This is a genomic window from Kitasatospora arboriphila (assembly GCF_039528095.1).
Taxonomy (GTDB): Bacteria; Actinomycetota; Actinomycetes; order Streptomycetales; family Streptomycetaceae; genus Kitasatospora; species Kitasatospora arboriphila.
Genome location: NZ_BAAALD010000070.1, coordinates 9,516 through 33,247, shown reverse-complemented (window position 1 = coordinate 33,247; position 23,732 = coordinate 9,516). Strand labels below are relative to the sequence as shown.

25 protein-coding genes are annotated in these 23,732 nt (G+C 75.1%); 15 read left to right on the top strand and 10 right to left on the bottom strand.

Annotation, left to right across the window (positions count from 1 at the left end; translation table 11 throughout):
• The first annotated feature begins 76 nt into the window (after positions 1–76).
• The 5 genes from ABD353_RS28485 to ABD353_RS28465 all read left to right on the top strand — a co-directional run bounded on the left by ABD353_RS28485 (position 77) and on the right by ABD353_RS28465 (position 4,324).
• On the top strand, positions 77–349 hold the full coding sequence (locus ABD353_RS28485) for a phosphoribosyl-ATP diphosphatase (RefSeq protein ID WP_100887339.1): 273 nt from the start codon (positions 77–79) through the stop codon (positions 347–349).
• A gap of 46 nt (positions 350–395) precedes the next feature.
• Positions 396–1,244, top strand: coding sequence for an ATP phosphoribosyltransferase (gene hisG, locus ABD353_RS28480; RefSeq protein WP_344626552.1), 849 nt, complete (start codon positions 396–398; stop codon positions 1,242–1,244).
• A 60-nt stretch (positions 1,245–1,304) separates the two neighbouring features.
• Positions 1,305–1,751 carry a PH domain-containing protein gene (locus ABD353_RS28475; RefSeq protein ID WP_344626551.1) on the top strand — a complete coding sequence of 149 codons (447 nt, stop codon included), beginning with the start codon at positions 1,305–1,307 and terminating at the stop codon, positions 1,749–1,751.
• A 186-nt stretch (positions 1,752–1,937) separates the two neighbouring features.
• Positions 1,938–3,287, top strand: a complete 1,350-nt coding sequence (locus tag ABD353_RS28470; RefSeq protein ID WP_344626550.1) for a hemolysin family protein — start codon at positions 1,938–1,940, stop codon at positions 3,285–3,287.
• Entirely contained in the window at positions 3,284–4,324 is a 1,041-nt protein-coding gene (locus ABD353_RS28465) for a hemolysin family protein (protein WP_344626549.1), read from the top strand. The genes ABD353_RS28470 and ABD353_RS28465 overlap by 4 nt, the downstream gene beginning before the upstream one ends.
• Positions 4,325–4,354: 30 nt before the next feature.
• On the opposite strand, the gene ABD353_RS28460 is transcribed toward ABD353_RS28465, so the two are convergent.
• The 4 genes from ABD353_RS28460 to ABD353_RS28445 form a co-directional block, all read right to left on the bottom strand.
• On the bottom strand, positions 4,355–5,044 hold the full coding sequence (locus tag ABD353_RS28460) for a DUF1275 family protein (RefSeq protein ID WP_344626548.1): 690 nt from the start codon (positions 5,042–5,044) through the stop codon (positions 4,355–4,357).
• Between the two features lie 93 nt (positions 5,045–5,137).
• Positions 5,138–7,042: an AAA family ATPase gene (locus tag ABD353_RS28455; protein ID WP_344626547.1), complete on the bottom strand. Its 1,905-nt coding sequence runs from the start codon at positions 7,040–7,042 to the stop codon at positions 5,138–5,140.
• A gap of 389 nt (positions 7,043–7,431) precedes the next feature.
• Entirely contained in the window at positions 7,432–8,019 is a 588-nt protein-coding gene (locus tag ABD353_RS28450) for a uridine kinase family protein (protein WP_344626546.1), read from the bottom strand.
• Positions 8,020–8,485: 466 nt separating this feature from the next.
• Complete coding sequence (locus ABD353_RS28445) at positions 8,486–8,893, bottom strand: hypothetical protein (RefSeq protein ID WP_344626545.1); 408 nt, start codon at positions 8,891–8,893, stop codon at positions 8,486–8,488.
• Positions 8,894–9,143: 250 nt separating this feature from the next.
• On the opposite strand from ABD353_RS28445, the gene ABD353_RS28440 reads away from it, so the two are divergent.
• The 6 genes from ABD353_RS28440 to fxsA all read left to right on the top strand — a co-directional run bounded on the left by ABD353_RS28440 (position 9,144) and on the right by fxsA (position 15,349).
• Positions 9,144–9,584 (top strand): Lrp/AsnC family transcriptional regulator, encoded by a 441-nt coding sequence (locus ABD353_RS28440; RefSeq protein WP_344626544.1) that lies wholly within the window; start codon positions 9,144–9,146, stop codon positions 9,582–9,584.
• Positions 9,585–9,648: 64 nt separating this feature from the next.
• Complete coding sequence (locus ABD353_RS28435) at positions 9,649–11,262, top strand: amidohydrolase (RefSeq protein ID WP_344626543.1); 1,614 nt, start codon at positions 9,649–9,651, stop codon at positions 11,260–11,262.
• Between the two features lie 221 nt (positions 11,263–11,483).
• Positions 11,484–12,077: a TetR/AcrR family transcriptional regulator gene (locus tag ABD353_RS28430; RefSeq protein ID WP_344626542.1), complete on the top strand. Its 594-nt coding sequence runs from the start codon at positions 11,484–11,486 to the stop codon at positions 12,075–12,077.
• 24 nt (positions 12,078–12,101) lie between these two features.
• Positions 12,102–12,935, top strand: coding sequence for a phosphatase PAP2 family protein (locus ABD353_RS28425; RefSeq protein ID WP_344626541.1), 834 nt, complete (start codon positions 12,102–12,104; stop codon positions 12,933–12,935).
• 137 nt (positions 12,936–13,072) lie between these two features.
• Positions 13,073–14,728, top strand: coding sequence for an apolipoprotein N-acyltransferase (gene lnt, locus ABD353_RS28420; protein ID WP_425555270.1), 1,656 nt, complete (start codon positions 13,073–13,075; stop codon positions 14,726–14,728).
• Positions 14,729–14,782: 54 nt separating this feature from the next.
• Positions 14,783–15,349 (top strand): FxsA family membrane protein, encoded by a 567-nt coding sequence (gene fxsA / locus ABD353_RS28415; RefSeq protein ID WP_344626540.1) that lies wholly within the window; start codon positions 14,783–14,785, stop codon positions 15,347–15,349.
• A 162-nt stretch (positions 15,350–15,511) separates the two neighbouring features.
• On the opposite strand, the gene ABD353_RS28410 is transcribed toward fxsA, so the two are convergent.
• The 3 genes from ABD353_RS28410 to ABD353_RS28400 all read right to left on the bottom strand — a co-directional run bounded on the left by ABD353_RS28410 (position 15,512) and on the right by ABD353_RS28400 (position 18,116).
• Positions 15,512–15,886 (bottom strand): RNA polymerase-binding protein RbpA, encoded by a 375-nt coding sequence (locus tag ABD353_RS28410; protein ID WP_030276069.1) that lies wholly within the window; start codon positions 15,884–15,886, stop codon positions 15,512–15,514.
• A 297-nt stretch (positions 15,887–16,183) separates the two neighbouring features.
• Positions 16,184–17,797, bottom strand: coding sequence for an FtsK/SpoIIIE domain-containing protein (locus tag ABD353_RS28405; RefSeq protein ID WP_344626539.1), 1,614 nt, complete (start codon positions 17,795–17,797; stop codon positions 16,184–16,186).
• 124 nt (positions 17,798–17,921) lie between these two features.
• The gene (locus ABD353_RS28400) at positions 17,922–18,116 is read right to left on the bottom strand and encodes a hypothetical protein (protein WP_095871811.1); all 195 of its coding nucleotides are present in this window, start codon (positions 18,114–18,116) and stop codon (positions 17,922–17,924) included.
• A 308-nt stretch (positions 18,117–18,424) separates the two neighbouring features.
• Here ABD353_RS28400 and ABD353_RS28395 point away from each other — a divergent pair, with 308 nt between their 5' ends.
• From ABD353_RS28395 to ABD353_RS28385, 3 genes are read left to right on the top strand one after another with little or no spacing between them, the layout of a single operon-like run.
• A complete protein-coding gene (locus ABD353_RS28395) occupies positions 18,425–18,829 on the top strand; it encodes an ankyrin repeat domain-containing protein (protein ID WP_344626538.1) in 405 nt (134 codons plus the stop codon).
• Between the two features lie 51 nt (positions 18,830–18,880).
• Positions 18,881–19,357, top strand: coding sequence for a GNAT family N-acetyltransferase (locus ABD353_RS28390; protein WP_486326985.1), 477 nt, complete (start codon positions 18,881–18,883; stop codon positions 19,355–19,357).
• Between the two features lie 43 nt (positions 19,358–19,400).
• Entirely contained in the window at positions 19,401–20,225 is an 825-nt protein-coding gene (locus tag ABD353_RS28385; protein WP_425555272.1) for a nucleotidyltransferase domain-containing protein, read from the top strand.
• Positions 20,226–20,300: 75 nt separating this feature from the next.
• Here the strand turns inward: ABD353_RS28385 and ABD353_RS28380 are convergent, their stop codons facing one another.
• On the bottom strand, positions 20,301–20,513 hold the full coding sequence (locus ABD353_RS28380; RefSeq protein WP_344626536.1) for a hypothetical protein: 213 nt from the start codon (positions 20,511–20,513) through the stop codon (positions 20,301–20,303).
• Between the two features lie 251 nt (positions 20,514–20,764).
• On the opposite strand from ABD353_RS28380, the gene ABD353_RS28375 reads away from it, so the two are divergent.
• Entirely contained in the window at positions 20,765–21,499 is a 735-nt protein-coding gene (locus ABD353_RS28375; protein ID WP_344626535.1) for an AfsR/SARP family transcriptional regulator, read from the top strand.
• A 9-nt stretch (positions 21,500–21,508) separates the two neighbouring features.
• Here ABD353_RS28375 and ABD353_RS28370 read toward each other — a convergent pair whose 3' ends face one another.
• Together ABD353_RS28370 and ABD353_RS28365 are read right to left on the bottom strand one after the other, a co-directional pair.
• The gene (locus tag ABD353_RS28370; protein WP_344626534.1) at positions 21,509–22,204 is read right to left on the bottom strand and encodes an ABC transporter ATP-binding protein; all 696 of its coding nucleotides are present in this window, start codon (positions 22,202–22,204) and stop codon (positions 21,509–21,511) included.
• Entirely contained in the window at positions 22,201–23,127 is a 927-nt protein-coding gene (locus ABD353_RS28365; RefSeq protein WP_425555271.1) for an ABC transporter ATP-binding protein, read from the bottom strand. The genes ABD353_RS28370 and ABD353_RS28365 overlap by 4 nt, the downstream gene beginning before the upstream one ends.
• Positions 23,128–23,732: the final 605 nt, after the last annotated feature.

The following is a 23,732-nucleotide window of genomic DNA, read 5'->3' as shown; positions in this document are numbered from 1 at the left end:
GATTGTCCCACCGGACTGTCCACGGTCCGGAACCGTTTACCGTCGGTCAGCCCGCACCCCGTATGGTGAGGTCATCATGGCTTCGAAGACATTCGAGGAGCTCTTCGCCGAGCTCCAGCAGAAGGCCGCCTCCGGCGACCCCTCGTCCTCCCGCACCGCGCAGCTCGTCCAGCAGGGCGTCCATGCGATCGGCAAGAAGGTCGTCGAGGAGGCCGCCGAGGTCTGGATGGCCGCCGAGTTCCAGTCGGACGAGCAGACGGCCGAGGAGATCTCCCAGCTCCTCTACCACCTTCAGGTGATGATGATCGCCCGCGGGCTGACGCTCGACGACGTGTACGCCCACCTCTGACCGCACCGTGTCAGCCATCCCTCCCACAGTGAAGGACTCATCTCCCATGCTCCGCATCGCCGTTCCCAACAAGGGTTCTCTCTCGGGTCCCGCGGCGGAGATGCTGCATGAGGCCGGCTACCGCCAGCGCAAGGACCCGAAGGAACTCGTGCTGGTCGACCCGGAGAACCAGGTCGAGTTCTTCTTCCTGCGGCCGCGGGACATCGCCGTGTACGTCGGCTCCGGCCGGCTCGACGTCGGCATCACCGGCCGCGACCTGCTGCTGGACTCCGGCGCGGACGCCGAGGAGGTGCTGGCCCTCGGCTTCGGCGGCTCCACCTTCCGCTTCGCCCGCCCGGTCGGCGTGCAGGTCGAGGACGTGCAGGGCCTGGAGGGCATGCGGATCGCCACCTCCTACACCGGCCTGGTGGAGCAGCACCTCGCCGAGCGCGGGGTGAAGGCCACCGTCACCAAGCTGGACGGCGCGGTCGAGACGGCCGTCCAGCTCGGGGTCGCCGACGTCATCGCGGACGTCGTCGAGACGGGCACCAGCCTGCGCAACGCCGGCCTGGAGGTGTTCGGCGACCCGATCCTGGTCTCCGACTCCGTGGTGATCCGCCCCAAGGGCGCCGGCGACGACGCGGGCGTCGAGCAGTTCCTGCGCCGCCTCCAGGGCGTCCTGGTGGCCCGCCGGTACGTGCTGATGGACTACGACATCCGCGCCGAGAAGGTGGGCGAGGCCGTCGCGCTGACCCCGGGCCTGGAGTCGCCGACCGTCTCGCCGCTGCACACCGAGGGCTGGGTGGCCGTCCGGTCCATGGTGCTCCGCAAGGAGGCCCAGCGGATCATGGACGACCTGTGGGCGATCGGCGCCCGCGCCATCCTGGTCACCAACATCCACGCCTGCCGCCTCTGACCGATCCTCCGGGGCGGGGGCCGGCCGGCCCCCGCCCCGCGCCTTCCTGGAGCCACCCCGTTGTCCACCCCCGCCGCCGTCCTGCCGGTGACCTGGTCGCCGCGCCGCAACCGCTTCGTGCTGCTGCCGCTCTGCGCCGTGCTGGTGATCGTGTTCACCGTGCTCGCCGTGATCCTCCCGGCGAACTGGCACACCAACGACCGCGCCATGATGGTGATCAGCGGACTCCTCTTCGCCGCCGTCGGCCTGATGCTCGCCCGGCCGCGGGTGAGCGCCGACGAGGACGGCGTCACGGTGGTCAACTTCGTCCGCAGCCGCCGCCTCGCCTGGGCCGAGATCGTCCGGGTCAACCTGCGGGCCGGCGACCCCTGGGTGATCCTCGACCTCGCCGACGGCACCTCGCTCGCCGCGGTCGGCATCCAGCCCGCCGCCGGCCGGGAGCAGGCGATCACCGCCGCCCGGACGCTGCGCGACCTCGTCGACGAGCGCGGGACGGCGCGTCGCTGACGGCCCGCGGAGGCAGGATCCCTACACTCGTTCGGTATCGTCTAGGCTGGTGACGGCTGGTAAAGCCGGGGCAAAAGTGCCCGCCGCCCCCGAACGACCTGAGGAGTGACTCTCCCCATCCATGGACGATCCGTCCGGTAGTACCTGCGCCGCCCTGCGTCCGACCCCCGGCAGGCAGGCGGCACGATGACCACCGCCTGGCTGCTGTTGCTCGCGGCCTTCCTGCTCATCCTCGCGAACGGCCTCTTCGTGGCCGCCGAGTTCGCCTTCGTGACCGTGGAGCGCGGCACCGTCGAACGCGCCGCCAAGTCCGGCGACCTCCGGGCCCGCAGCCTCTCCAAGGCCCTGCGCCACCTGTCGTTCCAGCTCTCCGGCGCCCAGCTCGGCATCACCATCACCTCCCTGGTGGTCGGCATGCTCGCCGAGCCCGCCCTCTCCGTGATCCTCTCGCCGGTGTTCACCGCGATCGGCCTGTCCGAGGGCGCCGCCCGCGGCGCCGCCGTCGTGATCGGCATGACCGGCGCCACCGTGCTGCAGATGGTCATCGGCGAGCTCGTCCCGAAGAACTGGGCGATCTCCCGGCCGCTGCAGGTCGCGTACGCCGTCGTCGGCCCGCAGCGCGCCTTCTCGGCCGCCTGCCGCCCGCTGATCAGCTTCCTGAACGGCTCCGCGGACAAGATGGTCCGCGCGCTCGGCATCGAACCGCAGGAGGAGCTGGGCCACGCCCGCACCCCCGCCGAACTCGTCGCCCTGGCCCGGCACTCCGCCCGCGCGGGCGCCATAGACCAGCAGTCCGCGACGCTGTTCGTGCGCACCTTCGGCCTCGGCCGGCTCACCGCCGAGTCCGTGATGACCCCGCGGATCGACGTGGTCGCCCTGCACCACGACGCCACCGCCGCCGACGTCGTCAACCTCGTCCGCGCCACCGGCCTGTCCCGCTTCCCGGTGTACGTGCACAACCTGGACGAGATCACCGGCACCGTCACGCTCAAGGACGCGCTCGCCGTCCCCGAGGACCGCCGCGGCCACACCCGCGTCGCCCACCTCGCCTCCCCGCCGCTGCTCGTCCCCGAGACCCTGCCCGCCGAGCAACTGCTCGACCGGCTGCGCCGCCAGCAGCCGATGGCCGTCGTGGTCGACGAGTACGGCGGCACCGCCGGCGTCGTCACCGTCGAGGACATCGTCGAGGAGATCGTCGGCGAGGTGCAGGACGAGCACGACCCCGCCGACGAGCCCGACCTGCGGCCGATGCCGCCGGAGAACGGCCTGCCCGTCTGGGAGGCCGACGGCCTCACCCGGACCGGCCAGCTGGAGATCATCGGCCTGCAGGCCCCGGAGGGCCCCTACGAGACCCTCGGCGGCCTGCTCGCCGACCTGCTCGGCAAACTGCCCGCCGTCGGCGACACCGCCGAACTGCCCGGCTGGCGCTTCACCGTGCTCGCCGTCGACCGGCACCGCACCGGCCGCGTCCGGATCCAGCGGACCGACCCCGACCTCGCGGGCGAGGACGGCAAGGACGGGGGGAAGGACCGATGACCGCGCTCCAACTGGCCGCAGCGATCCTGCTGCTGCTCGGCAACGCGTTCTTCGTCGGCGCCGAGTTCGCCGTCATCTCGGTGCGCCGCAGCCAGATCGAGCCGCTCGCCGAGTCCGGCAACCGGCGCGCCCGCACCGTGCTGCACGCACTGTCGAACGTCTCCGCGATGCTCGCCGCCGCCCAGCTCGGCATCACCGTCTGCTCGCTGGGCCTCGGTGCCCTCGCCGAGCCGACCATCGCCCACCTGCTGCACGGCCCCTTCCACGCGGTCGGCGTGCCCGAGTCGCTGATGCACCTGCTCAGCTACGCGGTCTCGCTCGCCGTCGTGGTGTTCCTGCACATGGTGGTCGGCGAGATGGTGCCCAAGAACATCGCCCTCGCCGGCCCGGAGAAGGCCGCGCTCTGGCTCGGCCCGCCGCTCGACCGCCTCGCCCGGATCCTCCGCCCGTTCATCGCCTTCCTGAACGCCTTCGCCAACGCCATCCTGCGGCTGTTCAAGGTCGACGCCAAGGACGAGGTCGAGTCGGTCTTCAACAGCGAGCAGCTGCTGCACCTGCTGGCCGACTCCGCCGACGCCGGACTGCTCGACGAACAGCGCCAGGAGCGGCTGGAGGACGCCCTGGAGCTCGGCGAGCGGCCGGTCACCGAGGTGCTGCTGAAGCCCGACCAGCTGGTGACCGTCCCGGTCGGGGTGAGCGCCCGGGAGGTCGAACGGCTCGCCGTCCGCACCGGCTTCTCCCGCTTCCCGGTGGCCGACGCCGTCGGCACCGTGCTCGGCTACCTGCACGTCAAGGACGTCCTCGACCTGGACGACCCGGACGCGGCGATGCCCGAGCGGCTGCGCCGCCCGATCCCCGAGCTGCGCGCCGGACTGCCGCTGGACGACGCCCTCGGCGCCATGCGCCGGGCCGCCGCCCACCTGGCCGCCGTCGTCGACGCCGACGGCCGTCAGCTCGGCCTGGTCGCCCTGGAGGACGTCCTGGAGGAGCTGGTCGGCGAGGTCCACGACCCGGACCACCGCAGCGCCGCCCTGTAGCGGCCGCAGCCCGGTCCGCCGGCCCCGTGCTCACCGCACGGGGCCGGCGGCGTCCTGCCGCCCGCCGTAGACGGCGAACAGCGCGGCGGAGGCCAGCTCCACGGCCGCGCCGGCCGCCAGCGGCGCCGCCGGTCCGGCCCGCAGCAGCAGGGCGCCGAGCGCCGCGCCGCCGCACATCACGACCACCGCCGAGGCGGCCCGCTCGCGCGAGTCCATCTCGGCGTGCACCCGCAGCAGCCCGGTCAGACCGCGGGTGAGCACGGTGGTCGGCAGGTCCGGGGCGGAGATCCGCAACGCGATCGCGTTCCGCCAGCCCATCGCCAGCGCCAGCACGGCGAGCACCACCAGCGCCCGGCCCGAGGGCAGGTCCTGCTGCTCCGGCAGGCCGGCCGCGGCCACCGCGCCGACCGCCAGCAGCAGCCCGACCCCGGCCACCGCGGGCGGCGGCCAGCGCACCCCGTGCCGCCGCACCAGCGCCTCGTTCACCCGGTGGCCGAGCAGCGCGCCCAGCGAGAACGCGGCGAGGCCCAGCCCGGCACCGGCGACCGACACGTGCGCGCCGCCCAGCCCGAAGCCCAGGAAGAGGATGTTGCCGGTCATCACCGCGGTGTACACGTGGCCGAGGCCGAGGAAGCTCGCGGCCTCGACGATGCCGGTGACCGCCGTCAGCAGGAGCAGCGCCACGGTCTGCGGGGCGGGGCGCCGGGTCGTCGCGAGCACCCTTGTTGGTACCAGCCCGGCCGGGCGGGGCGGCGGAGACCGGCCGTCGGCACCGGGCCGCTCACCGGAACGGCGCACGCCCGGCGGCAGGGCTCAGCCGGTACGGCCGTCGATCAGTTCGCCGTACGCCTGGAGCAGGTCCGGCAGGCGGAGGGTGACGAGGTCCTCCCGGCTGGGGAGGTCGCGGTGGGCGCTGAGCCGCAGATCGCGGTACGCGCAGGACTTCTCGTACAGGGTGCGGATGAACCGGCCGTTGCCGAGCTCGTCTATCCAGCCCTCGCCGACCACGTGGGCGCAGATCGAGGAGAGCTCCTCCGCGGCGTCCTCGTCCCAGCCGTCGCCGCCCTCCAGCGCCAGGCTGCGGCCGATCTCGGTCAGCTCGCCGGGGCGGTAGCTCGGGAAGTCCACCCGGGTGGTGAACCGCGAGTTGAGGCCGGGGTTGGCCGCCAGCAGCCGGTTCATCCCCTCCGGGTAGCCGGCGAGGATCACCACCAGCCGGTCCCGGTTGTCCTCGGCCCGCTTCAGCAGCACCTGCAGCGCCTCGTCGCCGTACGCGTCGCCCTTGCTGTAGCCGGAGTTGGACAGGCTGTACGCCTCGTCGATGAACAGCACGCCGTCCAGCGCCGAGTCGATCAGGTCGTTCGCCTTGACCGCCGTCTGCCCCAGGAACTCGCCGACCAGGTCGGCCCGTTGGGCCTCCACCAGGTGGTCGCCGGAGAGCAGGCCGAGCGCGTGGAAGACCTGGCCGAGGATCCGCGCCACCGTCGTCTTGCCGGTGCCGGACGGCCCCGAGAAGACGAAGTGCCGCTTCGGCGGCTGCACCGGCAGCCCCCGCTCGGCCCGCAGCCGGGCCATCCGCAGCTGCGCCGAGAGCGCCCGCACCTGCCGCTTCACCGGGTCCAGGCCGACCATCCGCTCCAACTCGGCGAGGGCCGCCTCCAGCTCCTGCTGCAGGCTCGCCGCCGCGCTGCCCGCCGCGGCCGGCCCGCCCGCGGACTCGGCCCCGCCGGGCGTGTGCGGGGGAGCGGCCGGCGCAGCCTCCGCGGCGCCCGAGCGCTCCGCCACCGGCTCGCCCGCGGCCGCCGCGGCCGCCCCGCCCGGCTCGGTGCGCCCCAGCGCCCCGCCCAGGCCGCCGAAGCCCGGGGTGTCCGCCAGGTCGGCCGGCTCCCCGAAACCGGGCGGCAGGGCCATCGGGGAGACCGCCTCCGGCACCGTTTCCACGGCGTCCAGCACGTCCGGGCCGTCGAAGGACCCCGGCAGGTCCAGCGGGTCGACCAGGCCGTCCAGCGCCGCGTCCTCGGAGGTGATCGCGGCGAGCCGGGCGGCGGTGTCCATGAACGCCGGGTCGGCCCGGTGCACCGCCCGGTACAGCGGCAGCGCGGCGGCGCTGCGGCCCGCCCCCTCGTAGGCGCGGGCCAGCCAGTAGCGCAGCTCCTTGCGCTGCGGCTGCTCCGAGCGGCAGCGGGCCAGCGAGGCGGCCAGCGGGGCCTGCGCCTGCGCGCACATGTCGAGCCTGACTCTCGCCATGCCGCCGAACAGGCCGGCCTCGATGCCCAGCAGCGGGTCGTCCAGCAGCCGGTCGGTGTCCCGGATCAGCTGCTCCCAGTCCTTCACCAGGTAGGAGCGGCAGGCGTGCAGGAAGCGCACCGACGGGTCCTCGTCGGGCGGCGGGCAGTCAGCCAGGGCGCGGTCGAGCTCGGCCAGGTGCCGGCCGTCGAGCCAGTGCGAGGCGTGCGCGAGCGCGAGGTCGCGGCCGTCCTCCAGGACCGGCTGCACCCACCAGCCGAGCCAGTACCAGGAGCTGAGCGGGCGCCGGTGGCGCAGCCGCTGCTCGCCGAAGCGGGCCCGGTGGCGGTGCATCGCGAGCAGTGCGCCGGAGGTGTCGCAGCGCAGTGCGTGCAGTCCGAGCCAGGCGTCGGCCATGCCCGGATCGAGCCGGACGGCCGCGCGGAACTCCTCCTCGGCGCGGGCGTAGGAGCCCGCCGCGTACGCGTCCATCGCCCTGAGCCAGGCCCGGTCGGCCTGCCTGTGCGGTCCTGTGCCGCCGGAACCGTTGCCGCTGTCCACCGTCACCCCACGCCCCCCGCAGTGTGCATCGAGGCCCGGTCGGCCGACGGATCGCCGGACGGACCATCCGTCAGTTCGCGCAGCCCCCGGGGCGCATGCGCGCCTGCCTGGAATCGTACCGGGGCCGCGCTGATCCGGAAGGGTGCCGCGCCGGGTCAAATATCCGTGGCAGCGCGGTCGTTGAGCGGCGGGCGGCGGGGCCGCGAACGCAGAACGGCATCTCCGGCTCACGGGGGAACAAGCCGGAGATGCCGTGTCGAGAGGTTGCGAGATCAACAATCTCGCGACGCCATGAACTTAAATCCTGGCGACAGCCCAGGTCAAGAGGGTGATGCGGGTTCACCGTGGGTACACCCGACGATCCTCCCGGTGATCCCGTCGACCGTCACGTCGGCGTGCGGACGGCTCGGGTCGGCGGCGAAGTGCGCCCGCTCCGCGCGGATCCAGCTCTGCCAGAACGCCGCCAGTTCCGGGCCGTCCCGCAGCAGCCCGCGGGCGTTCGCGGACGCGGCGTCAAGCTCCATCCACACCAGGTGGGCGAGCACCGGGCGCACCGCGCGCCGGCCCGCGCCCACCCCCTCCACCAGTACCACCGGGGCGGCCGGCACCGTGCACGGCTCGCCGAAGCGGTGCCGCTCCCAGTCGTACACCGGGTAGGTGGCGTCCTCGCCGCGCGCGAACGGGGCCAGCACCTGGTCGTGCAGCCGCCCCGTCCAGCCGAAGGGCTCCTCGTGCGTGGCCAGGTCGTCCAGGTGCACCACCGGGGCGCCGCCCAGTTCGGCGGCGAGCTTGTCGGCGAAGCTGGTCTTGCCCGAGCCCGCGTGTCCGTCGACCGCGACCAGCCGGACCGGGCCCAGGGACGGCGGCAGTGCCGCCAGCCGGATCGCGAGATCACCGAGTTCCGTCATGCGGCCAGCGTACGGCGGCGCACCGCCGGGACCGGAGCACCCCGGAGCGGGCACGCGTGCCGCGGCCCGGACGCGGCCCGCCGGCGCGCCCGTGGCGGCGCCGTGCGGCCTTACCTGCACAGGTGCTCCGCACCGCGCGGTCCGGGGGCGTCCCGTCAACCGGGCGGGGGAGCGGATCACCCGCCGGCACGGGCCGGACGCGCCGCGGCCTCGCCCGAACCGGTGAGGCCGGGCCGTCGGCGATCGGGCGTGTCGGGGGAGCGCCCGGCGGGCGCGGGGGAGACCCGCGACGGTCCGGCCGGGCGGAGGGAACGGGATGCGTCGCCGCGGAGCCACCCACCCAGGTGGGGGCGCCGACGGCCGCGGGGGCGGCCGGCGGTCGCGCGGCACTGCGCCGGGGAGGCGGGCTCCGCCGGGGAAACGGGCCGGGCCGGGCGGCCCGGCGCGGGGTTCGTCCGCCGGGCGGTCAGCGCCGGCGGGAACGCTGCGCGGGGATCCGCGCGGGGCCGTCGGAGGGCGCGCCGGCGTGCGAGAACGGCTGGGTGCGCCAGTCCAGTTCGGCGGGGAGCGTGAGCAGCGCGGCCAGACCGCCACCGCCGTCCTCGGCCGGCTCCTCGCACTCGGCGAGCTCGTCGGTCGGCGCGCCGGTGCCCGGGCAGAGCGCCGCGGAGAAGGGGTGCCACGCGGTCGGCAGCACGGCGTGCTGCGGGAGCCGCTCCTCGTCGCCGATCAGGGCGATCGGCCGGTCGCAGGCCGGGCAGTGCACGCGGACGATCTCCCACGTGTCGGCCTCGCCCGGGTCCACCCCCAGGGCGTACTCGAACTCGGTGCGTTCCTCGTCCTCGCTGCGCGGACGCTGGTCAGTAGCAGGCATGTGATCCCCCTCGGATCGCGCCGGGCCTTCGTCGGCCCCGGCCACCAGCAGCATTTCCCTCGGACGGGGGGTCATAACCCTGCGGAGCGGCGCACGGTGATGCACGGGCTGTGGCCTTCGCCACATTCCCGCGGCATGTGCCGCCGCACCCGCGCCCCGTGCGCCCCCCGGCCGCCGCGGCGCACCCGCCGGGACGGTGCGCCGACGCGGTGGCGACGCGGCCGTGCACCATCGAGTAGGTTTGCGCGTTGTGGAGGATCTCGACCAGCGCATCGTCCAGCTGCTCCTGCAGGACGGCAGGATGAGCTACACGGACCTGGGCAAGGCCACCGGCCTGTCCACCTCGGCGGTGCACCAGCGGGTGCGCCGCCTCGAACAGCGCGGGGTGATCCGCGGGTACACCGCGATCGTCGACCCGGAGGCCGTCGACCTGGCGCTGACCGCCTTCATCTCGGTCAAGCCCTTCGACCCGAGCGCCCCCGACGACACCCCGGAGCGGCTCGTCGGCCTGCCCGAGATCGAGGCGTGCCACAGCGTCGCCGGCGACGAGAACTACATCCTCAAGGTCCGCGTCGGCGCCCCCGGCGACCTGGAGGACCTGCTCGCCCGGATCCGCTCCGCCGCCGGCGTCTCCACCCGCACCACCGTCGTCCTCTCCACCCCGTACGAGGCGCGCCCCCCGAAGCTCTGACCCGGCCACCGACCGGGAACCCCCGGAGCCCCGGCCCGGCGGCCCCGGGGTGCAGACTGGGCCCATGACCGAACGCACCAACCGCACCGTGCTGCTGCGCGGCGGCAACGTCTACAGCCCCGCCGACCCCTTCGCGACCGCCATGCTGGTCGAGGGCGAACACATCGCCTGGGTCGGCAGCGACGGAGCGGCCGAGGCGTACGCCGACACCGCCGACGAGGTGGTGGACCTCCACGGTGCCCTGGTCACCCCGGCCTTCGTCGACGCCCACGTGCACGCCACCTCCACCGGCCTCGCCCTGACCGGCCTCGACCTCACCGGCTGCCCCACCCTCGCCGAGGCCCTCGACCGGATCGCGGCCGCCGCCCCCACCACCGACGGCGTCCTCATCGGCCACGGCTGGGACGAGAGCGGCTGGCCCGAGGGCCGTCCGCCGACGCTCGCCGAACTCGACGCCGCCACCGCCGGCGCCCCCGCCTACCTGTCGCGCACCGACGTGCACTCGGCACTCGCCACCACCGCCCTGCGCGCCCTCGCCCCCGGCCTCGCCGACCTCCCCGGCCACGACCCCGAGGGCCCGCTCAGCCGCGACGCCCACCACGCCGTCCGCCGCACCGCCCTCGCCCACCTGACCCCCGCTCAGCGCCGCACCGCCCAGCAGGCCGCCCTCGCCCGCGCCGCCGCCCTCGGCATCGGCGCCCTCCACGAGTGCGCGGGACCCGACATCTCCTCCGAGGACGACCTCGCCGAACTCCTCGCCCTCGCCGCCGAGGGCGACGGGCCCGAGGTCTTCGGCTACTGGGGCGAACTCGGCGGCATCGACACCGCCGGCCGCCTCGGCGCCGTCGGCGCCGGCGGCGACCTCTTCGTCGACGGCGCGCTCTGCTCCCGCACCGCCTGCCTGCACGCCCCCTACCGCGACGCCGGCACCGCCGACGCCCCCGTCCACGGCACCGCCTACCTGACGGCCGAACAGATCGCCGACCACGTCGCCGCCTGCACCGAAGCCGGACTGCAGGCCGGCTTCCACGCCATCGGCGACGCCGCGGTCGACGCCGTCGTGACCGGCGTCCGCGCCGCCGCCGACCGGGTCGGACTCGACCGGGTCCGCGCCCGGCGGCACCGCGTCGAACACGCCGAGCACCTCGACGACAAGTCCGTCGCCGCCTTCGCCGAACTCGGCCTCACCGCCTCCGTCCAGCCCGCCTTCGACGCCGCCTGGGGCGGACCCGACGGGATGTACGTCCAGCGGCTGGGCGCGGAGCGGGCCGCCGCCCTCAACCCCTTCGCCGCGATGCTGCGGGCCGGCGTGCCGCTCGCCTTCGGCTCCGACGCCCCCGTCACCCCGCTCGACCCGTGGGGCACCGTCCGCGCCGCCGCCTTCCACCGCACCCCGGAGCACCGGATCTCCGTCCGCGCCGCCTTCACCGCCCACACCCGCGGCGGCTGGCAGGCCCTCGGCCGGGACGCCGACGGGGTGCTGGTGCCCGGCGCGGTCGCCAGCTACGCCGTCTGGGAGGTCGACGACCTGGTCGTCCAGGCCCCCGACTCCCGCGTCGCAGGCTGGTCCACCGACCCCCGCTCCGGCACCCCCGGCCTCCCCGACCTCACCCCCGGCCACCCCCTCCCCACCTGCCTCCGCACCGTCGTCCGCGGCCGCACCGTCCACCAGGCCTGAGACACGGGGGCAGCGACCTCAGGGGCGCGGGGAACTGCGCAATCCGGATCTGGCTCACGCACAGAATCGGCGAAGTCGAACAGGGACGCTGGGGGCACCTCCCGGCCGAAGGCTGGGGGCGGGAGGTGCCCCCAGCGCCCCTGCTTGTGCCTCCCGTCAGTCCGTAGGCGTAGGGTGAGTACGAAACTGTTTCGTTCCTTGCCGTTCGCCGGGAGGTCGCCATGGCGCCGGATGCCGAGCCGAAGGCGCGCCGCAGCCGCCTGACCGAGGAGCGCGAGCGCGAGCTGTACGAGGCCGTGATCGAGCTGCTCCGCGAGGCGGGGTACGACGCGCTGACCATGGACGCGATCGCCGCCCGGACCCACTCCAGCAAGGCCACCCTCTACCGGCAGTGGAACGGCAAGCCGGAGCTGGTCGCGGCAGCCCTCCGCAGCTGCCGCCCCATCACCGCCGCCGACGTCGACACCGGCACCCTCCGCGGGGACCTCCGCGAACTGCTCCGCCTGCGCTGCGCGACCTCCCTCCGGGACGCCTCGCTGATGCGTGCCCTCGGCCAGGCGATGCACAAGGACCCGGACCTGCTCCGCGCCTTCCGCACGCTCGTCGTCGAGCCGGAGACGGCGGCCCTCGCCGCGATGCTCGACCGCGGGGTCCGCCGGGGCGAGCTGGCCGCGGACTGCCCGGCGGCGCCGTTCGTCCCGCACATGGTGCTGGGCGCCCTGGCCGCCCGTCCGCTGCTGGAGGGCGCCGAGGCGGACGCGGAGTACCTCGCCCGCTACGTCGACGCGGTGGTCCTCCCCGCCCTCGGCCTCTGACTCCCACCCCCTCCCAGGACGGACATGCCACCCGCCGACCCGCAGCCCACCGCCCCGTCCGCCCCGTCCGAGCAGCCCGCGCGCCCGGAGCGGCCCTCCCGCCCGCACCCCGTCCGCGAGCTGCTCCTCATCGCCGTCCTGTACACCGTCTACCGGCTGGGCCGGATCGCCGCCGAGGGCCACGTCCCGCAGGCGTTCCGCAACGCCACCGACGTGTGGAACCTGGAACGCACCCTGCACCTCCCCGGCGAGGCGGACGTCCAGGACCTGCTGCTCCACAGCGACCTGCTGGTGCACACCGCGAACGCCTTCTACGCGACGGTGCACTTTCCGGCGACCGTGCTCTTCCTGCTCTGGACGTACTGGCGCCGCCCCGGGCACTACGTGTGGATACGGCGGGTGCTGACCGTCCTCACCGGCGCCGGTCTGGCGCTGCACCTGCTGCTGCCGCTGGCCCCGCCGAGGATGCTGGAGGTGACCGGGCTGGTCGACACGGCCCGGGTGTACGGCCCGGCGGTGTACGGCGACCCGGCCACCGACAGCCTGTCCAACCAGTTCGCGGCGATGCCGTCGCTGCACGTCGGCTGGGCGCTGACGGTCGCGGTCGGCCTGATCGCGGCGACCCGCTCCCGCTGGCGCTGGCTCTGGCTGCTGCATCCCGCGGTGACCTACCTGGTCGTGGTGGGCACGGCCAACCACTACTGGCTGGACGGCGTCGTGGCGATCGCGCTGACCGGCGCCGCCCTGCTGCTGCTCCGCCCGCCCGTCTCCGCCGGACCCCCGCCGCCGCTGCGGCTGCCCGGACAGCGCCGCCCGGCCGCCCCGGCCCGCCCCGCCACCGCCGGCAGCGCGCCCTGACCTCTGCGGCGACCCCGCAGGGGGCGCCCCCGCCGCACCCCGGCCCTCCGGAGGCACACTGATCCGGGGTACCGTCTTCGGACGGCCTCCCACCAGGGCGGACCGACAGGCGGTACGGCCAGAGGGACGGTGTACAGGTGGCACTGCCGGTGGAACAGGAGCGGCCGGTGGCGGACGAGGCGGACACCGCCGCGCGCCCGCGACCCGAGCGGCCCGGACGCCCGGGACGGCTGGCCCGGATCCGCGCGGGCCTGCCCAGGACGGGCCTGGCCGTGCTCGCCGGTCTGCTGATGGTCGCCGCCTTCCCGCCGTACGACCTGTGGCCGCTGTCGATCGTCGGCGTCGCGGCGCTGTCGCTGCTGACCCGCGGTCGCACGCTGCGCCAGGGCGCCTGGACGGGCTTCGCCTTCGGCTTCCCGTTCTTCCTCGGCCTGCTGGCCTGGCTGCGGGTGGTCGGCTGGGACGCCACCGTCGGCCTGTCGGTGATCGAGGCGCTGTTCGTCGCCGCCATGGGCGCGGGCCTCGCCGCGACCTCCCGGCTGCGCGCCTGGCCGCTCTGGGCGGCCTGCCTCTGGGTGGCCCAGGAGTGGGCCCGCGACCGGCTGCCGCTCGGCGGCTTCCCGTGGGGCCGGCTGGCCTTCGCCAACACCGCGAGCCCCTTCACCGCGCTGGCCTCGCTCGGCGGTGCGCCGCTGGTGACCTTCGCCGTCGCGCTCTGCGGCACCCTGCTGGCCTGGGCCGTGCTGCGGCTGCGCCGCGGGCCGCGCCGCTCGCCGAAGGCCGCCGCACTGGCGGGCCTCGGCGCGGTGGCCGCGCTGCTCGCCGGCCTGGTCGTCCCCGTCCCGACCGAGGGCGACGACACGGTGAAGGTGGCCCTGGTGCAGGGCAACGTGCCGCACCCCGGCATGGACTTCCTGGGCCGCCCGATGCAGGTCCTCGACAACCACGCGAGCGAGACGGAGAAGCTCGCCGCGGACGTCGCCGCCGGCCGCGCCTCCAAGCCGGACATCGTCATCTGGCCGGAGAACGCCTCCGACCTGGACCCGTTCTCCGAGCCGGCCGCCTACCAGCGGATCGACCAGGCCGTCCGCGCGGTCGGCGTGCCGACCCTGGTCGGCGCCCTGGTCGACGGCCCGGACGCGCAGCACGTCCAGAACGAGGGCATCGTCTGGAGCCCGGCGACCGGCCCCGGCGCCTCCTACACCAAGCAGCACCCGGTGCCGTTCGGCGAGTACGTGCCGTTCCGCGCCGAGCTGTCCAAGGTGATCTCGCGTCTGCAGCGGGTCGCCCGCGACTTCTACCCTGGCGACCACAACGGCGTGATGCAGCTCGGCCCGGCCCGGATCGGCGACGTCATCTGCTTCGAGGTGGCCTACGACGAGATCGTCCGAGACACCGTCAACGACGGCGGCCGGATCCTCGTCGTGCAGACCAACAACGCCACCTACAACCGCACCGGCCAGACCGAGCAGCAGCTCGCCATGAGCCGGCTGCGCGCCGTCGAGCACGGCCGCGCCGTCCTGATCGCCGCGACCAGCGGCATCAGCGCCGTGATCGCCCCGGACGGCTCGGTGGTCTCCCGGACGAAGGAGCTCACCCCGGCGGTGCTCAACGCCACGGTGCCGCTGCGCGACTCCCGCACGGTGGCCGACCGGGTCGGTGCCGCGCCGGAGTGGGCACTGGCCGCCGCGGGCCTGCTGGCCTGCGGTGCGGTGGCCGTCGGCGCCGTCCGCCGGCGCCGTTCGGGCGGAACACCCGAGGCGGCGGAGCCGTTGGACCAGGTGGTGCCGTAGTCGCGGCCGGAGCGTCCGGCCGGTGGGAGAGCACCTCCGGAGTGGATCCGTCCCGTGTCCCAGCAAGCAACCACGGCCCGGCCGGCGCGCCGCAGCACGCTGCGCCGGGTGCTTCCCCTGCTCGTCGCCGCCTGGCTGGTGCTGGAGATCTGGCTGGTCACGGTGGTGGCCTCGGCGGCCGGCTGGTTCACCGTGCTGGTCCTGCTGCTGGCCGGGGTGTTCACCGGCGGCTGGCTGGTCAAGCGCGCGGGGCTGCGGGCCTTCTCCGCGGCCGTCGAGCAGAGCCGCGATCCCCGGCCGAAGCAGGCGCAGACCGCGACGACCATGACGGTCCTCGCGGGCGTGCTGCTGATCGTGCCGGGCTTCCTGTCGGACGTGCTGGCGCTGACGCTGCTCTTCCCGCCGACGCGGGCGCTGTGGCGGGCCGGTGCCCGCCGGGCGGCGCGCGACGTGCTGCGTTCGACGGCCCCGGTCGGTGAGGACCGCTTCGCCGACGCGATGCGGCTGCAGGAGCAGCTGCGCATCCACCGTCCCGGCGGCACGGTGATCCAGGGCGAGGTGGTGGAGCCGGGCGCCGGCCCCGGTCCGGACACCGAGTACCGCCCGCCGATCACCGGCTGAGCAGACCCCTCACGACGCCCCCGGGCCGCCCGCCCGGGGGCGTCGGCATCCCGCCCCGCCCACTCCGGGCACACGGCTCCGGGCATGCCGAAGGGCCCGGACGCCTTCGTCCGGGCCCTTCACGGTTGTCGGTACCGCCCCCGGCACGGCCGGGGGAGGACCTCACGCGCTCTTGCGGCTGTCGCGCGGGTGGACCGCGAGGTTCATGCCACCGGAGCGGAGAACGGCCAGCCGCTCGGCCAGCACCTCCTCCAGCTCCTCGCGCGTCCGACGCTCCATCAGCATGTCCCAATGGGTACGCGTCGGCTTGGTCTTCTTCTCCTCAGGCTCCTCACCGTCGAGGAGTACGGCCTCCTGGCCGCAGAAACGGCACTCCCACACCGAGGGAATCTCCGCCTCCACGGAGAAGGGGACCTCGAAGCGGTGTCCGTTCTGACATGCGTACTCGACGGTCTGGCGGGGAGCCAGATCGATACCACGGTCGGTCTCGTAGCTAGTGGCCCCGAGTCGCGTGCCGCGGAGAGCTCGCTCGCTCATGAATCGTGCCTCCCGGGCTTATGGCCCACAGGACTAGTGGTCGCTGTCTTCGTCGTTCGGTCAACGCTCGGCCGTCGACGAAGATTCCCGTCCGGGGACATGCGTCGCCTGTCGTGCCGCCCACGTTTGTACCCATCGGCGCCCGATTTGTCACATCTGGACGGGGATGTCACCCTGCGTGCCACGACTGGCGCACAGAGCGATCACCCGGACGCCGCACCGGGCCCCCCGATCGGCCGATCCGCCGACCGGCCCGCCGACCCATCCGCCGACCGGGCCGGGCGGGCCGGCCGCGGCTCACCAGACCGGCCGCGGGCGGACCGCCCCGGCGTCCTTGCCCAGTTCCACCCCGAGCTCGGCGACCAGGTCCTCGGCCCGGTCGGTCGGCGAGGCCGGCGGCGCGGCCGGCGCGGCGGGTGCGGCCGCCTCGGTACGGGTGTCCCGGTGCGGCAGCAGGGCGATCACCGCGTCCCGCAGCTGGGCGGGCGCGTCCTCGTCCAGCGGGTCCACCGTGGCCGGCACCTGCAGCCGGACGGGGGCGGCGGCGCCGACCCGGGCGTAGCCGCGGCCGGCCGGGGTGTGCGCGGCGGGGGTGATGTCCAGTGCGGCGCCGAGCGCGAGTCGGCCGAGGTCCGGGGTGACCGGGCCGAGCACCACCTTGGTGCGGGTGGCGGCGCGGACGGTGGGCCGCAGCCGGGACGCCGCCTCGACGTCCTCGGCGATCACCACGGTGACCCGGGCGGCCCGGCCGTGCCGCAGCGGGACCTCCAGCAGGTCCTGCGGGTCGGGGCGCTCCTCGGCCTGGGCCAGCTCGCTGAGCTCCGTCGGATGGTCGAGCAGCAGCCACAGCGGCCGGGTGGCCTCCTCGGGGGCGGCGACCCCGTGGTGCCGGGCCGCGTTCAGCAGGCCGAGCCGCCGCTCGGTCTCCTTGGCGGCCCACTCCAGGGCGGCGACCGCGCCGTGCAGGCTGGTCTCCACCGTGTGCACGCCGGGCCGGTTGACCAGGCAGGCGTGCTCGCCGGTGCCGGCGCCGTCGATGACCACCAGGTCGCCGTGCGGCAGCGCCTGCAGCGCGATCGAGCGCAGCAGGGTGGAGGTGCCGGAGCCGCTGGAGCCGAGCGCCAGCAGGTGCGGCTCGGCGCTGCGCGGGCCGACCCGCCACACCACGGGCGGCTGCTGGGCGACGGTGCCCCCCTGGGTGACCGGGATGGTGCGGCTGGTGCCGAGGGCGTCGGTGAAGCCGAGCACGATCTCGCCCGGCGCGGTGACGAAGCGCTGCGCGGCGATGTCGGTGGCCAGCGGGGCGAGCGCGGTGACCCGCAGCCGGTTGGACTCCTCGTCCCAGTCGAAGCGGTACTCCCGGGCCCGGCCCGCCTTGCCCTGGACCACCTGCTCGATCCGGGCGCGGGCGGCCGGCTCGGTGTCGGTGAAGTACGCGGGGTAGGCGATCTCCAGCGCGCAGAGCCGGCCGTCGCCGTCGAACTCCCACCCGCCGAACGCGTTCTTGTAGTGGCCGTCGAGGGTGTAGAGCGGGCTCATGTCGTCCGGCCCGGCGAGGTACGGGGTGAGGGCGGCGTACAGCGCGGCGAGCTTCAGGTCGGCGGCGTCGGGCTCCGGGGAGGGTGCGGCCTTGGGGCGGCGGCCGGCCCAGGCGGCGCTGGCCATCAGGGCGACCAGGGCGAACAGCAGTCCGTGTGGCAGCAGGAAGACGCCGAGCGCGAGGGCGGCGGTCAGGAACAGCGTGGGACCGCGCCGCTCCTTGGGGGTCGCGGCCCAGCGGCCCTTCGTCCAGTCGAGGTGGTGGCGCAGCCCGCGGCCGATGAGCGTGAGCGGCGCGAACATGTCGGCGGCGTGGTCGCCTGCGGTGCGGGCGAGGTCGCGACCGCGGTGGAGATGGCGGGTGAGGGACATGGCGGGCTCCCCGAGCGGTGGGACAGGGATGGGGCGGGGCGGTGGGACGGCGATGGAACGGGGTGGGACGGGTGATGGCCCGGGGCGGTGGGGTCCGCTCCCGGGCCGCGGTCGTGCCGTGGGATCAGAACTTGATGCCGCCGATGAGGCTGGCCAGTGTCGCGCCGCCCGCGGTGATGCTGGGGGCGATCGAGGAGCCCGCGACGTAGAAGCCGAACAGTGCGCACACCAGGGCGTGCGAGACCTTGAGTCCGTCCCGGCGGAAGAAGAGGAAGGCGATGGTGCCGAAGAGGACGATGCCGGAAATGGAGAGGATCACGTGGTCAGCTCCTCGTGAGGGGGCGGGGACAAGTGTTACTGAAAGTGTTCTAATCGTGACAAAAAGTAATAGATGATGGAACGTGGCAAACGGGTGGATCTGCTCGCGTCCGATGCATCGGGGGTATGCGCACCGAGCCCCGGCCGTGCGCTTCAAGGCGTCCCCCTGCGGAGTGATCGCCCTCGGCTGAACCGGGAAGTTCGCTCGAACGGATGCGTGACCCCGCGGCCGGGGCCCTTCCGCTACGGTGCGTACCGGAATCCGCGCACCCGAGGTTGCGCCCGGCAGCACCCCCAGGAAGGCCCGCCATGACCGACGAGACCCCGCAGACGCCCGACCCCGAGGTCGTCGAACTGGCCGGCCGGCTGTTCGACGCCGCCCGGTCCGGCGACGCCGAACTGCTCGCCGCCTACCTGGCGGCCGGCGCCCCCGCCGACCTCTCCAACGAGCGCGGCGACAGCCTGCTGATGCTCGCCGCCTACCACGGGCACGCCGCCGCGGTGGCCGCCCTGCTGAAGCACGGAGCCGACGCCGACCGGGCCAACGACCGCGGCCAGACCCCGCTCGCCGGCGCCGTCTTCAAGGGCCACGACGAGGTGGTCACCGCCCTCCTCGACGGCGGCGCCGACCCGACCGCCGGCACCCCGTCCGCCCTGGACACCGCCCGGATGTTCGGCAAGGACGAGCTGGTCGCCCGGTTCGAGGGCCGCTGACCGGCCCCTTTAGGCTTGGTGACCATGTCGAACACCCCGAAGACCTCGGACCTGGAGCTGCGGACCACCGGCTACGGCCACCCCGACGCGGCCAAGCTCGCCGCGGAGGTGCAGCAGGAGTACGTCCGCCGGTACGGGGACATCGACCAGACGTCGATGCACGAGGACCACTTCGACCCGCCGGGCGGCCTGTTCGTGGTCGGCTACCTCGACGGCGAGCCGGTCGCCTGCGGCGGCTGGCGCGCCAAGGAGGCCGACGCCGACGGGCTGCGCGCCGGCGACGCCGAGCTCAAGCGGATGTACGTGGTGGAGCGGGCGCGCGGGCGGGGCCTCGCCCGCGCCCTGCTGCGCCACCTGGAGTCCACCGCGCGCGGGGCCGGGCGGACCAGGCTCGTCCTGGAGACCGGCACCGAGCAGCCCGAGGCGATCGCGCTCTACGCCTCGGAGGGCTACCTGCCGATCACCAAGTTCGGCTTCTACAAGCACTCCGAGCAGAGCGTCTGCATGGGAAAGCCGCTCGACGGCTGACGCCCCGGCGGTGGATCATGGGCGGGTGGGCGCAACCGACGACCTGCCGACCGACGACCTTCCGACCGGCGACCTTCCGACCGGGGTGCCGATCCACCGGCTCGCGGCCGCACTCGCGGCCGTGGACGGCGTCGTGGGCGTCTGCCTCGGCGGCAGCCGGGCCCGCGGCACCCACCGCCCCGACTCCGACACCGACCTCGGCCTCTACTACCGCGGCCCGCTGGACACCGGCGCCCTACGGGAGCTGGCCGCCCGGGCGGCCGGCCGGCCGGTGGAGGTCACCGAGCCCGGCGGCTGGGGGCCCTGGGTGGACGGCGGCGCCTGGCTCACCGTCGGCGGCGCCCGGATCGACTTCATCTACCGCGATCTCGACCGGGTGCGCCACCACTGGGACGAGGCCCGGGCCGGCCGGTACGCGACGGGCGTCCAGGCCGGGCATCCGCTCGGCTTCCACGCCCACGCCTACCCGGGCGAGCTGGCCCTCGGCCGGGTGCTCGCCGATCCCACCGGAGAACTCGCCCGGCTGCGGGCCGAGGTGGTGCACTACCCGGCCGCGCTCGGCGCCGCGCTGGTCGCGACCGCCCGCTGGGAGGCGCCGTTCACCCTCGCCAACGCGGCCAAGGCCCCGCACGACACCGCCTACGTGCACGGCTGCCTGTTTCGGGTGGTCGGGCTGCTGGCGCACGCCCTGCACGGCCGGGCCGGGCGGTGGCTGATCAACGAGAAGGGCGCGGTGGACGCCGCCGGACGGCTGCCGGGTGCGCCCGCGGACTTCGCCCGGCGGGCGCACGGCCTGTTCCGCACGGATGCCGCCGCCGCCCTGGCGGAGGCGGCGGCACTGACCGGCGAGGCGCTCGCCGACGGGTGACGGGCCCGCCCGGGGCCACGTGAACCATGAGCGGACGCCGCCGTGGTGCGGGCCGGTGCCGGAGAAGCTCGCCGATTAGGACGCCGTGCCGTCGTTGCACCGGGCCGTCTCGCCGCTCGGCGCCGGGCTTGCGCTGACGTCCCAGCCGCAGGCGCCGGTGGTGAGGGTGGGCGGGGGAGTGGCGGTGCCCGTGGCGGTGGCGGCCTGGTCGCGCGCGGCGCTGAACAGGGCGAGGGCGAGCGGGCCGGCTGCCGGCAGCAGTCTTCGGCCGCCGACGGAAAGTGTCACGGGCGGGGCCGAGCTCCGCAGTCCGTGTCCGTTCCATGTGGATCGTCCGAGTTTCCGACATCGATGACAGGGGGGTGTAGGGCCTGTCCAGAGCAGTCCTGCAACATCTTGCCGAAACTTGCTGCAACAGACTTGAAATGGCAACGGTTCGCAGGCAGGCTCTATGCCGCCGGGCCCGGCCAGCGGGGGGCGGCCCCACCCCAGGAAGCGAGCTCTGCACGCCGGTGACGACCTTTCAAATTCTCGGCAGAGTGTGCCTGCGTCCCGACCACGGCCCGCACGAGGCCCTCGACGTCAAGGGGGTGAAGGCGCGCGCCCTGCTGGTGACACTGCTGCTGCGGGCCGGCACCACCGTGTCCCTGGACCGGCTCGCCGAAGCGCTCTGGGAGGAGGAGCCGCCCCGCTCCGCCGTCGCCAACATCCGGACCCACGCCAGCCGGCTGAGGCAGTCGCTCGACCCGCGGACCCCGCTGCTCGGCACCGTCGGCGGCTACGAGCTCCAGGTCGACGCCGACCGCTGCGACCACCTGCGCTTCCTCGACCGGGCCGCGGCCGGGCGGGCGGCGCTGGAAGCCGGCGACCCGGATCGGGCCGCCACCCGGCTCGCCGCCGCGCTCGCCCTCTGGCAGGGCGACGAGGCCGCCGTCGGGGTGCCGCGCAACGGGCCGCTCGCGGCCTGGCTCGGCCACCTGGACGAGGAGCGCATGCGCGCCGTCGAGGACTTCGCCGACGCCCAACTGCAGCTCGCCGAACCGCGGTCCGCCCTGCGCGACCTGGCCGACCTGCTCGCCGCGGCACCCCTGCGCGGCCGGGCCTGGGAGCTGCGGATGCGCGCCCACCACCGGCTCGGCGAGATCGACGGCGTCACCGCGGCCTACCGGGCGGCCGAGGCCGTGCACCGCCGCGAACTCGGCACCGGCCCCGGCGTCCGGCTCGACGCGCTCTACCGGCGGCTGGTCAACAGCGTGCCCGTGCCGGTGGGTTGACCCGGCCGGTCAGCGGTGGCGGTCGGCGCCCTCCACCACCCGGCCGTCGGCGAGCTCCACCACCCGGTCCGCGAGCTCCATCAGCGCCGGGTCGTGCGTGGCCACCAGCACGGTGACGCCCTCGCTGCGGACCACCGCGCGCAGCAGCTCCATGACGGCGCGGCCGGTCTCCGAGTCCAGCCGGCCGGTCGGCTCGTCCGCGATCACCAGCGCCGGCTCGTTGGCCAACGCCCGCGCGATGGCGACGCGTTGCTGCTGGCCGCCGGAGAGCTCCGCGGGCCGCTGGTCCGCGTGGTCGGCCAGTCCGACCAGGGCCAGCAGCAGGCGCACCCGCTCGTCGCGCTCCTTCGCCGGCATCCGCCGCAGCCGCATCGGCACACCGACGTTCTCGGCGGCCGTGAGCACCGGGATCAGCCCGAAGGACTGGAAGACGAAGCCGATCCGGTCGCGGCGCATCGCCAGCCGGCCGTCCTCGTCCAGGCCGGCCAGGTCGGTGCCGTCCAGCACGATCCGGCCCGAGGTCGGCGCGTCCAGACCGCCGAGCAGGTTCAGCAGCGTCGTCTTGCCCGAGCCGGAACGGCCCTTGAGCGCCGTGAGTTCGCCGCGGCGGACCTCGAAGTCCACCCCGCGCAGCGCGTGCACGGCCCGCGGCCCGCTGCCGAAGCTGCGCCGCACGTCCTCGGCCGAGACCATCACATCCGTCATCGCGGCTCCTCCTGCGGCCCGTCCACCACCGGCCACACACCGATGTGGTCCTGTTCCAGCTCCAGGCGCACCCGGCGGGAGAGCCGGAGCGCCGCCGTGAACTCCGCGGGCAGCTGCAGCCGCCCGGCCCGGTCGAGCACGGCGTACTCCACGCCGGGGCGGCCCTCCTCGTGGCGCAGCACCTCGGTGGAGGTGCGGCCGTTGCGGATCCGCACCGTCCGGGACACCTGCTCGGCCACCGCCGCGTCATGGGTGACGATCACCACGGTGACGCCCAACTCCGCGTTGGCGGACCGCAGGGCGCCGAACACCTCCTCGCCGGTGGCGCTGTCCAGCTCGCCGGTCGGCTCGTCGGCCAGCAGCAGCGCGGGCTCGTTGGCGTTGGCGACCGCGATCGCCACCCGCTGCTGCTCGCCGCCGGAGAGCTCGCCCGGTCGCCGCCCGAGCTTGCCGCCGAGCCCCAGCAGGCCGAGCAACTCCGCCGCCCGGCCGTGCCGTTGCCCGCGCGGCAGACCGGCGTAGCGCATCGGCAGCATCACGTTCTCCACCGCCGTCAGATGGGGCAGCAGGTTCTTCGCGGTCTGCTGCCACACGAAGCCGACGGTGCGCCGCCGGTACTCCAGCCGCTCGCGCCGCCGCATCGCCAGCAGGTCCCGGCCGGCGACCGAGGCGCTGCCCGCGGTGGGCACGTCCAGACCGGCGAGGATCGACAGCAGGGTCGACTTGCCCGAGCCGGACGCACCGACCAGCGCCAGCAACTCGCCGTCCGCCACGGCGAGGTCGAGCCCCTGGAGCGCCTGCACCTCGACACCCTCGCTGCGGAAGATCCGCACCAGGTTCTCGCACACCACCATCCCCTCCGGCCGTTCGGGCCGCCGGGCGGCCGCCGTACGCAGCCGTTCCAGCGAAGGTGCCTCCGACATCGCACTCACCGGGCCTCCCCCAGTCTCAACACCGCCGCCGGCCGGCGGCGTCGGCCGATCACGGCCTCCAGGACGGCGACCGCCAGCACCATCACGACCAGCCCGCACCCGAGCGCGGCGGTGAGCGCCCAGTCGACGGACGGCCCGGCGCCGGGCGGCGCGCCCGTCAGGTCCGCCAGGTCCAGCGCGGGGCCGAGCGCCGCCGGGAGCAGCAGGCCGAGCGCGGCCACGACCTCCGCCGCCGCGACCACCAGCGGCAGCAGTTCCAGCAGGTGGATCGCGGCCGCGGCGCGGCTGCCCAGGGCGAGGGTGCGCAGCACGTCGTCCGTCCCGCCCCGCTCCCGGGCGCCGGCGAGCAGGTCCACCGCCACCACCAGGAGCGCCACCAGCAGCGCGCCGAGGCCGCAGACCAGCCAGGTGGCGTCCAGCGCGCGCACCAGGCCGTCGCCGCGCAGCCGTTTCGTCTCCGCGGCCCGGCCGCGGACCTGCAGCCGGAGCAACCCGCCCGCCGCCACCGGAGGTGCGGCCGCGCGGACGGCGTCGGCGGCGGTGCGGCGGAGCAGCTCGGCGTCGGGCGGTACCGCGCCGCCGGCCGTCCGCAGCAG

Bases quoted from the DNA above. Each gene is read 5' to 3' on its own strand.
- ABD353_RS28485 (WP_100887339.1), top strand. From the start codon at position 77: ATGGCTTCGAAGACATTCGAGGAGCTCTTCGCCGAGCTCCAGCAGAAG.
- hisG (WP_344626552.1), top strand. From the start codon at position 396: ATGCTCCGCATCGCCGTTCCCAACAAGGGTTCTCTCTCGGGTCCCGCG.
- ABD353_RS28470 (WP_344626550.1), top strand. From the start codon at position 1,938: ATGACCACCGCCTGGCTGCTGTTGCTCGCGGCCTTCCTGCTCATCCTC.
- ABD353_RS28465 (WP_344626549.1), top strand. From the start codon at position 3,284: ATGACCGCGCTCCAACTGGCCGCAGCGATCCTGCTGCTGCTCGGCAAC.
- ABD353_RS28455 (WP_344626547.1), bottom strand. From the start codon at position 7,042: ATGGACGCGTACGCGGCGGGCTCCTACGCCCGCGCCGAGGAGGAGTTC.
- ABD353_RS28450 (WP_344626546.1), bottom strand. From the start codon at position 8,019: ATGACGGAACTCGGTGATCTCGCGATCCGGCTGGCGGCACTGCCGCCG.
- ABD353_RS28445 (WP_344626545.1), bottom strand. From the start codon at position 8,893: ATGCCTGCTACTGACCAGCGTCCGCGCAGCGAGGACGAGGAACGCACC.
- ABD353_RS28435 (WP_344626543.1), top strand. From the start codon at position 9,649: ATGACCGAACGCACCAACCGCACCGTGCTGCTGCGCGGCGGCAACGTC.
- ABD353_RS28430 (WP_344626542.1), top strand. From the start codon at position 11,484: ATGGCGCCGGATGCCGAGCCGAAGGCGCGCCGCAGCCGCCTGACCGAG.
- ABD353_RS28425 (WP_344626541.1), top strand. From the start codon at position 12,102: ATGCCACCCGCCGACCCGCAGCCCACCGCCCCGTCCGCCCCGTCCGAG.
- ABD353_RS28410 (WP_030276069.1), bottom strand. From the start codon at position 15,886: ATGAGCGAGCGAGCTCTCCGCGGCACGCGACTCGGGGCCACTAGCTAC.
- ABD353_RS28405 (WP_344626539.1), bottom strand. From the start codon at position 17,797: ATGTCCCTCACCCGCCATCTCCACCGCGGTCGCGACCTCGCCCGCACC.
- ABD353_RS28395 (WP_344626538.1), top strand. From the start codon at position 18,425: ATGACCGACGAGACCCCGCAGACGCCCGACCCCGAGGTCGTCGAACTG.
- ABD353_RS28370 (WP_344626534.1), bottom strand. From the start codon at position 22,204: ATGACGGATGTGATGGTCTCGGCCGAGGACGTGCGGCGCAGCTTCGGC.
- ABD353_RS28365 (WP_425555271.1), bottom strand. From the start codon at position 23,127: ATGTCGGAGGCACCTTCGCTGGAACGGCTGCGTACGGCGGCCGCCCGG.